The sequence below is a fragment of the Noviherbaspirillum malthae genome (genome assembly GCF_015352985.1).
In the GTDB taxonomy this organism is placed as follows: domain Bacteria; phylum Pseudomonadota; class Gammaproteobacteria; order Burkholderiales; family Burkholderiaceae_D; genus Noviherbaspirillum; species Noviherbaspirillum malthae.
The window spans coordinates 1-9,302 of the sequence record NZ_JACYXF010000123.1 but is presented as its reverse complement, the minus strand read 5'-3'; the positions used below and the strand labels follow the sequence as shown (position 1 = coordinate 9,302).

Genomic DNA, 9,302 nt, shown 5'->3' with positions numbered 1-9,302 from the left:
GGCAGTAACGATAGGTAAGGTGCAACGAAGTCCCATTCTTCGTCTTGCACGTCGCTTGGATAGGGTTTTCTGGAAGCCATGTCGCCATGGACTTGTTGCTATTTCATTAGTTCATAACAGCCTCTAGATACTTCAAAGTTAGGTTCAAAGGATTTACATTGCATATTTCTGGCTCAGCATCCCAGAAGTACAAAGACTGGCGGCACACCGAAGTCCTTCGCTTCGCTGGCCTCTCCCATCTTAGGTAGCTAACAAGGATAATTGTCATTCATTATTGGAATGCAACTATCACGTCAATGGATAGCTTGCTAAAAAAATTTAGTTCTTAGGCGTAGCGATTGACGTTAGTTATTGAAAAAGCTTTTTATCCTTGCGATGCAGGCAATAGCAATATTTAGATGTACCGAGCACTACTTGGCAAACGCTTTCGGCAACTCTGCCCATCTCGTGGTGTAACACGGTGTCTTGTTCTCAGCTTTAGCTATCCACCGCTTTCTTGTTCCCGCCGCGGCGACACACAAAGTGTCACGACCGAACTTCCTATTCAGCCCGTCGAGCACGGACATCAACGCGTCTGAGTGCTTTGCCTGCTCTTCCAATGGGTCAAATAGCGATGCCTGTGTTTGCCCAGCGGGTGCTAGGTCCAACAGCATCACGCCGGTCTTTTTGTACAAGTACCCGCGGCGATAGATAGCCTTGAGCCCAAAAAGTGCAGCCTGGACCAGGTCCAACGTATTGTTCGATGGATTCGGCAACGGGATAACAATCCCGTTGCTGTACTGAGCGTCATCAGTCCGGAATTGATTTGTCATCACAAAGACCTGTAGCGCCCCGCAGACGCTACCTTGCTCACGCAGCTTTTCCGCTGCGCGGGTGACGTACGAGGACAAAGCTTCGCTAAGCTCCTCTAACCTCGCAACCATTTCCCCAAAAGATTTACTGGAAACAATTTGCTTTTTGGGTGGAGCGATGTCTTCAAGCTCAAGACACGGAACCCCTTGCAGCTCACTGACGGTGCGCTCCATCACGACGGAAAAGTGAGCTCGAATGACCTTCGGAGACATCAGACGCAAATCCTGCACCGTATGAATTCCGGCATGCTTCAGCTTTTCGGTGATACGGCGCCCGACGCCCCAGACTTCACCCACCTCTATGCTAGCGAGCAAAGCGTCAAGCTGCGCTGGCGGGTAACTGGCAAGGTCAAATACCCCTCCGAAGTTCGGATTCTTTTTGGCGATGTGGTTAGCAAGCTTCGCCAAGGTCTTGGTTGGCCCAATTCCGACACAGACCGGTATGCCGGTCCACTGGCGAACTCGTGCGCGAATGGCTTGGCCCATGGCGGTATGGTTTACCCACAGGAGTCGCATGCGCTCAATGCGAAGAAAGCTCTCATCTATCGAGTACACCTCAACGTCCGGGGTGAATTCGCGCAGCACTTGCATGACCCGCTGCGACATGTCGCCGTACAGGGTGTAATTCGACGATAGCCCAACGATGCCGTGATGCTTGACCAAGTCCCGTAGTTTGAACCATGGCTCACCCATGCGAATACCGAGCGCCTTTGCCTCGTTCGAGCGGGCAATCGCGCAACCGTCATTGTTGGACAACACGACCAAGGGGCGATTTTCAAGCTTCGGGTTGAAGACGCGCTCGCAAGAGCAATAGAAGTTGTTGCAGTCAACGAGCGCAAATAGTGGCTCGGTCTGCTCTAGCGCTGACATGGCCGCATATTCCGGACAACCCCAACGACAACGCCAAAGACATGCAGCTCTTCTGCTTCCTTGATGCGTATAGGCCGATACAACGGATTCTCAGCGCGCAGTTCAACAACGCCATCCGCTACGTGCAAACGCTTCACGGTATGTTCACCGTTCAGTATGGCGACAATGATGTCGCCATGGCGAGCCTCCACGGAACGGTCAACGACAATCTTGTCGCCATCAAGAATACCGACATTGCGCATCGAGTCACCGCATACGTCAAACATGAATGTTGATGCGCGATGCTTGACGAGGTAGTCGTTCAGGTCGAGACCTGATTCAACATAGTCGGCCGCTGGCGAAGGAAAGCCCGCCGGGCATTTCACCAGAAATCGCTGGATGTCCTTGGGTTTGCCAGGGTTGGCTGGCCAAACTATTGGGACGAGCGTTGACAGCTCATTCAGGTCGACGAGGGATGACATTGATGCCTAGAAATACTGTATATGCGAACAGTATATTTTTTGAAAGCAAAGTCGGCAAGGTCTTATGTCAGTCTTTTTGACGTTACATCCTCAAGGCTACAACTTTGCAACATTTTGCTCTATCGAATCGAGTGGTTTTGTAGCGGATGGACTGACGTTGAACTTCCGGAATGAAATGTCTCTCTAGTAAGACCAGTATGTTCATGATTACGTCAATCGGAGCTGCCCAATGAAAACATTTTTGGTTGAAGAGGTATCTGTTGCAGGCTTTGATACTGATTTGCTGAAAGCCTTGCCGCAAGGGTTGCCATACATCGGTGTTGAAAGTCCAATGCGCATAGCAGTAAAAAACGAATATGGTGCAATCTACCGAATCATTGAAACCGGTGATGTTGTGTCAAATAAAAAGTTACTCGACGACGTGCGTCAAATGGGTTTCTTTGTCGAGTCGAACGTTCCGGAAAATGAACATAGCTTCTGGGCCATAGTAAAAGGACCGTTGTAGTCAAAGCTGAAGTTTTCACTCTGCAGGCTTCAGGTGGTAACCTATGTTCTCCATTCCACAGTTCATTGGTGACTTTCGTTATGAACCCAAGGGTGACTGAACTTGAGGATTTGAGCATATCAGTCAAAAAGGCGTTGCGCGCCTATAAGCATATGCCGGGAATTCAAGACGGCTTAGCTTCAGCTGAGCTTGTAAGGAGAGCGAAGGAACTCGGTATTCCTGTTCCAAGCGAGGCGACTCTGCAGGAATTGCTCAAGCAGACGCAGGCCTTGCTTCAGGCTGAAATTCTGGATGAGTTCGACCGCCGCGCTCATGAAGTAAGGCCGGCGCCTCACCATCCATTACAAAAATCATGACATAGGCAAATTTTCAAGTTGTGCAAATGGAATTGCCTTCACTATTGAGGGGTGTCAAAGAAGGCTGGTGAGCTAATACCATAACGTGGTGTCCATACGACATGTGTCACATATGTGTACTGGAGGCTACCATGGCTCGCATAAATAATTCCTCTCCTGTACGTCAACGATATACCGCTGAACGCGGTTCTCGTCCGGAACATGGCTCCAAAATCGAATACCGGATTCGTAAGTTAGAGCGCATTTGCCGCAGACTTGAAGATAAGCCGACCCTTCAAGCCGGTGTCTCGCCGCAAGAAGTACTTGAAATTCTCAAAGAAGAGCAACAGCGTCTAACGGCCGTGTTGAACAAATAGATTGAAAATCTGCCAGTGTATTATCCCAAAAGGCATCGGGTATAACTCTGTCATTTGCTGTCATCTACACGCTATGCTTAGCCGGTAACCTGGGCTTTACAAAACCAAAACAGAAGGCCGTAATCAGGTCATCGCGTCAGAATCCGAGTATCGCAACGGAGATTCAACCGCCAATGACCATCATTTTCACTTTCTGCGACAAACCGTAAAGCATCACTATGAGACTGCTATTTCGTTATTTGCCTCCGATGGCAAAAGATATCGCTGTGTCAGCAGAGCGGGAACCTCTGAAGCAGGTACTGGCTTTGAAATTAGATACCCTTGCACTTCATTGCAGGACATTTCCTGCAACACCTTAAGCTGCTCGATTGTTTCTACGCCTTCAGCTGTCACGCTCAGTCCAAGCACATGGGCCATTGAAACTATGGCCATGAACAGGGCGTCTCCTTCGTTGCTGATTCCAATTTGAGCGGTGAAAGCACGGTCAACCTTCAGTACGTCTACCTCCAGCCGTTGCAGTTGAGACAAGGAGGAATAGCCAGTCCCAAAGTCGTCAACGAGTAACTTTATGCCTAAGTTTTCAATAGCCGCCAACTCGTCGGCAACCTGAACCGACTGCTCAACGACACTCGATTCCGTGATTTCGATTTCAACCAGTGAGGGCTCGATGGCGTACTTCGCCATATGGGAGACAAATAGTCCGCTCAGGGCACCTTGACTGAACTGACGTGGCGACACGTTGACAGATACTGGCACGACTGGGAGATTTTGAGACCTCCAAGACGCAAGTTGCTCAAATGTTTTCTTGATAACTAACTCACCTAACGGCACGATGAGGCCCGTCTCTTCAGCAAGAGGGATGAACTCATTCGGTGGAACGAGCCCGAAATCCGGACGTATCCATCGTACTAACGCCTCAAATCCGCGAATATCACCCTGGTGTGTACCGACACGAGGCTGGAAATACAAGACGAATTCGTCTGCTTCAATGGCCTGACGCAATGCTTTTTCTTTGGTGACCCGCTCAATAATCAGCTTTGACATTTGAGCATCGAAGCGGCGATATTGATGCTTTCCACTTGCCTTTGCCGCGTACATTGCGATGTCTGCGTGCTTGAGCAGGGTTGCTCCGTCCGTACCATCTTCCGGAAACATGCTTATACCGATGGATGCCCTGACGATGTGCTGCGTCCCGCAAGACAAGACAAATGGTTCAAAGAATGACGCCATAATGCGCTGTGCAATTACGGGCACATCATCCTGACCCTGAACTCGCTGAAGAACAATAGTGAATTCATCCCCCCCGAGTCGAACCACATAGTCTTGCGGCCGGGTGACAGACTCTAAACGCGACGCAACTGCTTGTAAGAGAGCATCCCCTGCTTCATGACCCAGAGTATCGTTGACATTCTTGAAGTCATCGAGGTCAATAAAGAGCAAGGCTATCTTTGTTTGTGCTTTCTGGGCGTTCTCTATTGCGTCTGGCAAAAAATTAACTAGCCAATGCCGATTTTTCAATGACGTGACGCTATCGGCATTAGCTAAGCGTGAAAGCGCCTCTTCATGAGCCTTGGCTTGCGATATGTCGCGGATGGTAATCGCGAGCCCCACCCCAGTCGGCACTATCCTGCGCTGAGCCCAAGATAACTTCAGCGGGCTATCTGGCGGCGCCTGAAACTCGTCTTCATAGACTATATTGTCTTCCAATACAGAGGCGAAAAACTCAATGACCTTCTGAGCATAATCTCCAGGCCAGAATCTTGAAAAAGTTATCCCAATATGTTGTGCTCGTGTGGTTCCATAAAATGCGGCACCGCACTCATTGCAGTCTTCGACCTGGAAATCGATGACATTGCCAGTATTGTCGTATATTGGCTGGACCATAAAGAAGCCTTCACGCGCACCATCGGTTGCAAGCCGGTACGCCTTCTTGACTTCCTCGGTGTGCCGCTTGACGGCATCGTCATGACCGCGCCTCCATAGCAGTCGTGCACCTAGTGCTGTTCCAGTCAGTGTTATAAAAAAGAGGAAGAACGTCGCGCCTAATGCCAGTCGGTGATACTCCTGAGCCTTCATAACATGAGGTGCGAGCACAGCAGATTCTCGCTGTGCAACCACTGCAACAACTGGAAATTCCTTGACCTTTTCCCACGCCACTAACACTGCCTCATCAGGTACTATATCCTGCTTCGGAAACCACTTGGTACCTCGATTTTTGTCTTTGAAAGTTGAATGGTTAAAGGCAGTCTTGGTGCTATCTTTTGTCCAAGGATTCTCTTCTAAGGAGGCACCGTAGTTTGTTAGCAGCAGGTAATCGACTTCGTCTTCAACCCGTGACTTTTCTGCAAACGAAGCAAGATAAGACGGCTCGACAGATACGACAACGACCCCGTCGAACTCTCCTGATGGTGTTTCCAGTCGACGAGTGAAGCGCACCATTGATTTCCCACTACGCAGCCCGGTCTCTGGAGCAGAAATGAACAGAGTATCTTCACGATTTGCCTTGTGATACTTGAAGAAGTCTCGTTCCGCCAGAGACTTTCCGTTAAGCGCACCTGGGAATGTGCTTACAACTCGTTCACCATTTCTGTCAACGATAGTGACGTACAAACTGGCCGATACCGGGTACAAGCCGGCCCTCGATTGTTTCGCGAAGTCGGACTCGCTATGCTGGTTCTCCCAGTCATACTTCACATGCAAGGAGACGAGGTCGATTTGCTGAAGTGAGTAGGCAACTTGTTGGCTATAGACCTGCGCTAAGCTAGTTGTTCTTTCGAACGCCTGCTGAATTACAGCTTCTTTGTTCTCTTCAAGTTTTGACTCAGCGGTTTTCCATATCAGACCACCAGCACCGAGGCACAAAGCCGGCCATATACTGAGAAGAAGCAGGTGTCGCTTTGAGAATACGAACTTCTTTGTCCGCAGGAGGGAATTCTGATGTTTCGCTTTGGCTACCATGACACACTGTTCCAGTTCAACGTTTCGCAAATCGCCTTCAGCCGCCGTTGGCTTCTGGCTTTAGAACTGTTACTTTTGCGTTTTTGGACTGACAATTATAATATTGTCAACTTTTCGCAACTAGTACATGATGAGATTACCATGAGGAAATCATAGTCGAGAAGGAGATTTTCGTTTATGCAACGTTTGTCTGCCCTTATCAGGGGCTGACGTCATCTCCGCATAGCGCCCGAAAGTAAAACTTCGACGCCTTGAGCGGTTGGCACGCGCTTGAGAATTGCGCAGGCAACGTCGGCTGCTGCAATTGGACGATAGTTCGCGGGTATCAGCGGCCGAAGCAAAGTGCCAGCAACCATGCCTAGCTTTTCCCCCGCTCTTGGTGATTGACCAAGCATCTGCCGGTCACCCGTCAAAAGCGAAGGCCGAGCTATCACAAGACCTTCAAAGCCTAGAACCTTCAAAGCTTCCTCAAGCTCACCTTTCACACGGTTGTAGAAGATGCTCGAGTGCGCATTGGCACCCATTGCGCTTACTAGTCCAACACGCCTTGCCCCGGCGTTATGTGCGGTCCGAGCCACGGCCAGGTTGGTATCAAAGTCCACTGTCCGGAATGCCACTTGGCTACCGGCCACCTTGATGGTGGTACCAAGAGCCAGATAGGCCTCGTCAATCTTAGGGAGTTGTGGCAACGCGGTGAAACTCACGACATGCACAGTGAGCTTTGGATGCTGAAGGTCTAATGGGCGCCTGACCAGTGCATGGACGGTTGCTACTGAAGCATCCGCTAACAGCCCGCTCAATATCTCTCTGCCTACAAGGCCGGTTGCTCCGGCCAACACAACGCTTCTCGTTGCCATATATAGTTTCTACCGTAGCAGTAAGCGAGTTTTTAGCATGTGCAAAACTTTGGAATCAATGCTTCAAGCTCTTGTAGGGTTATTGGCCGAGCGAAATAGTATCCTTGACCTTCGTCGCATCCCATGTCGCGCAGAGTGGTTGACATCGCTTCTGTCTCGATTCCCTCTGCAACAACTGATAAATCCAATGCATGTGCCATTTCAATGAAGGCTTTGACCACTCGCTCGCTATTGTTCCCCGAGACGTCCGGGTTCACAAACGAACGGTCCAGCTTCAGGATATCTAACGGAAAGCGTCCCAGATACCCGAGGCCCGAGTAACCCGTACCGAAATCGTCGACTGCCAACAAGACCCCTAGCTTTTTCAATTCGTTAAATACGCTAGTTGAAACCTGGACGTTTTCAATGAGCGCGCTTTCGGTAAGCTCGAGCTCAAGAAGTTCGGGTTTCAAGTCTGCCTGCTTCAACGCTCTGTCTACTTGCTCCACCAACACGTGGCTTGCAACCTGCCGAGCAGACAGGTTCACAGAGACGCGTAGCGGACAACCCAACTTCTTTATCAAACGACTACTATCAAGACAAGCAGTCTCCAATACCCACTTTCCAATGGCGTCAATAAAACCTCTTTCTTCGGCAATCGGAATGAAGTCAAGTGGCGAAATCCGCCCCAGTTGCGGGTGATTCCAGCGAATCAACGCCTCCATCCCGGAAATCGTCATCGTTTTCAAGTCTATTCGCGGCTGGTACAGCAGAACGAATTCATCCCGTTCAAGTGCCCGATGCAGGGAACTTTCCAACGTCATCCGAACCCGTGCCTGTTCACTCATCTCAGGTTGGAAAAAGCGATACCCGTTGCGGCCGGCAGCTTTTGCGCTGTACATTGCTGCGTCGGCGTTCTGGAACAAGGCTTCTTTTGTATTCCCGTCTTGGGGATACATCGCGATGCCAATCGACGCACGCGCAAACACCTCTTGATTACATACCTCAATTGGGTCATTGAAGGCCTTGAAGAGGTTTTCTGCAATACGTGTTGCTGAGTAAGGGCCTTTTGAACAAGGTGCTGCAATAACGAACTCGTCTCCGCCAAGACGCGCAACGATGTCTGTAGGGCGCACCTTGTCTTTCAGTCGTTTGGCCACCTCGCACAATAGTTCGTCCCCAGGGACATGTCCCAAAGAGTCATTAACTTCCTTGAACCGGTCCAGGTCAACAAACATCACTGCGATTGGCTCTCGTTGGCCATCGGTCTCCAGTAGGTGTTGAAGCCGCTCATTGAGTAGAGCTCGATTTGGTAGCCCTGTCAGGGTATCGTGAGTTGCAAGCAATTCCAACCGGCGTTCAGTCTGCTTACGGACAGTGATATCGGTTATGAATGAAGTCAAAGCGACTGCGTTCCCTTCACCATCTCGCTTGATATTTGCGTTTAATAGTATATGCGCGTCCGTACCGTCCTTACGCTTGATAACTGCTTCCTTCGCATGAACCGCGCTGACGCCATTTTGAATCAGTAGCGCTCCATCGAATGGGCATGACGGAGTGAGCATAGCCATATTCTTGCCGGTCAGCTCTTCTTCGGTATAACCAACAATCTCGCAGAGGGCAGGATTTACATCCAAAATATTAGCTTGGGAATCTGTCAGAAGATATCCTGCTGGCGTCATTTCTATGACGTCCCGAAGGCGTTGTTCGCTTTCACGTATGGCTGCTTCGTTCAGATGCCGCGCGGTGACGTCATGGAAGTAGACTGACAAACCATCTTCATTTGGATATGCACGTATTTCAACCCACGCCTGGGCTGGCTCCCAATATTCTTCAAAGAATACTGGAGTACCGGTTTCCATCGCGTTTCGATAGTGAACTAGGATAGAAGAATTCAATACATCTGGGACTGCTTCCCAAATCAACTTGCCGAGTATATCGCCAGGTTGGAGTCCTAGAAAGACAGCTGTCTTTTGGTTGACTGGAGTTGCCCCTATTAAATCGGACACCCTGCGGCTAATTGGGCGCGGATGAATTCCCGTGGGGACTTCATTTTTAAGCCCTTGTGCGGGTGCGACTCATTGTAATCGTCGAACCAGCGATCCAGTT

General features: G+C 49.9%; 9 protein-coding genes. 3 read left to right on the top strand and 6 right to left on the bottom strand.

Translation table 11 applies throughout. The features are described 5' to 3' along the window. Positions 1 to 410: 410 nt before the first annotated feature. Together IGW03_RS36475 and IGW03_RS36470 are read right to left on the bottom strand one after the other, a co-directional pair. Complete coding sequence (locus tag IGW03_RS36475) at positions 411 to 1,721, bottom strand: Y-family DNA polymerase (RefSeq protein WP_194727283.1); 1,311 nt, start codon at positions 1,719 to 1,721, stop codon at positions 411 to 413. Next, positions 1,709 to 2,182, bottom strand: coding sequence for a LexA family protein (locus tag IGW03_RS36470; RefSeq protein ID WP_194727282.1), 474 nt, complete (start codon positions 2,180 to 2,182; stop codon positions 1,709 to 1,711). Before IGW03_RS36470 ends, IGW03_RS36475 begins: the two co-directional genes overlap by 13 nt. A gap of 229 nt (positions 2,183 to 2,411) precedes the next feature. Between IGW03_RS36470 and IGW03_RS36465 the strand changes: the two genes are divergently transcribed. From IGW03_RS36465 to IGW03_RS36455, 3 genes are all read left to right on the top strand, one after another. After that, on the top strand, positions 2,412 to 2,687 hold the full coding sequence (locus IGW03_RS36465; protein ID WP_194727281.1) for a hypothetical protein: 276 nt from the start codon (positions 2,412 to 2,414) through the stop codon (positions 2,685 to 2,687). 92 nt (positions 2,688 to 2,779) lie between these two features. Further along, positions 2,780 to 3,043, top strand: coding sequence for a hypothetical protein (locus IGW03_RS36460; RefSeq protein WP_194727280.1), 264 nt, complete (start codon positions 2,780 to 2,782; stop codon positions 3,041 to 3,043). A gap of 131 nt (positions 3,044 to 3,174) precedes the next feature. Continuing rightward, on the top strand, positions 3,175 to 3,399 hold the full coding sequence (locus IGW03_RS36455; RefSeq protein ID WP_194727279.1) for a hypothetical protein: 225 nt from the start codon (positions 3,175 to 3,177) through the stop codon (positions 3,397 to 3,399). Positions 3,400 to 3,615: 216 nt separating this feature from the next. Here IGW03_RS36455 and IGW03_RS36450 read toward each other — a convergent pair whose 3' ends face one another. The 4 genes from IGW03_RS36450 to IGW03_RS36435 form a co-directional block, all read right to left on the bottom strand. Continuing rightward, positions 3,616 to 6,357, bottom strand: a complete 2,742-nt coding sequence (locus tag IGW03_RS36450; protein ID WP_194727278.1) for a bifunctional diguanylate cyclase/phosphodiesterase — start codon at positions 6,355 to 6,357, stop codon at positions 3,616 to 3,618. Between the two features lie 212 nt (positions 6,358 to 6,569). Further along, a complete protein-coding gene (locus IGW03_RS36445) occupies positions 6,570 to 7,214 on the bottom strand; it encodes an NAD(P)H-binding protein (RefSeq protein ID WP_194727277.1) in 645 nt (214 codons plus the stop codon). A gap of 32 nt (positions 7,215 to 7,246) precedes the next feature. Next, a complete protein-coding gene (locus IGW03_RS39000; RefSeq protein WP_194727276.1) occupies positions 7,247 to 9,202 on the bottom strand; it encodes a putative bifunctional diguanylate cyclase/phosphodiesterase in 1,956 nt (651 codons plus the stop codon). After that, positions 9,190 to 9,302, bottom strand: a 113-nt coding sequence (locus tag IGW03_RS36435; protein ID WP_194726863.1) for an integrase core domain-containing protein, incomplete at its 5' end; no start/stop codon positions are given. The genes IGW03_RS36435 and IGW03_RS39000, both read right to left, overlap by 13 nt.

What these genes read in the sequence shown, in the direction of transcription:
- IGW03_RS36455 (WP_194727279.1), top strand. Translation starts at nt 3,175, where the DNA reads ATGGCTCGCATAAATAATTCCTCTCCTGTACGTCAACGATATACCGCT.
- IGW03_RS36445 (WP_194727277.1), bottom strand. Translation starts at nt 7,214, where the DNA reads ATGGCAACGAGAAGCGTTGTGTTGGCCGGAGCAACCGGCCTTGTAGGC.
- IGW03_RS36470 (WP_194727282.1), bottom strand. Translation starts at nt 2,182, where the DNA reads ATGTCATCCCTCGTCGACCTGAATGAGCTGTCAACGCTCGTCCCAATA.
- IGW03_RS36475 (WP_194727283.1), bottom strand. Translation starts at nt 1,721, where the DNA reads ATGTCAGCGCTAGAGCAGACCGAGCCACTATTTGCGCTCGTTGACTGC.
- IGW03_RS36450 (WP_194727278.1), bottom strand. Translation starts at nt 6,357, where the DNA reads ATGGTAGCCAAAGCGAAACATCAGAATTCCCTCCTGCGGACAAAGAAG.
- IGW03_RS36465 (WP_194727281.1), top strand. Translation starts at nt 2,412, where the DNA reads ATGAAAACATTTTTGGTTGAAGAGGTATCTGTTGCAGGCTTTGATACT.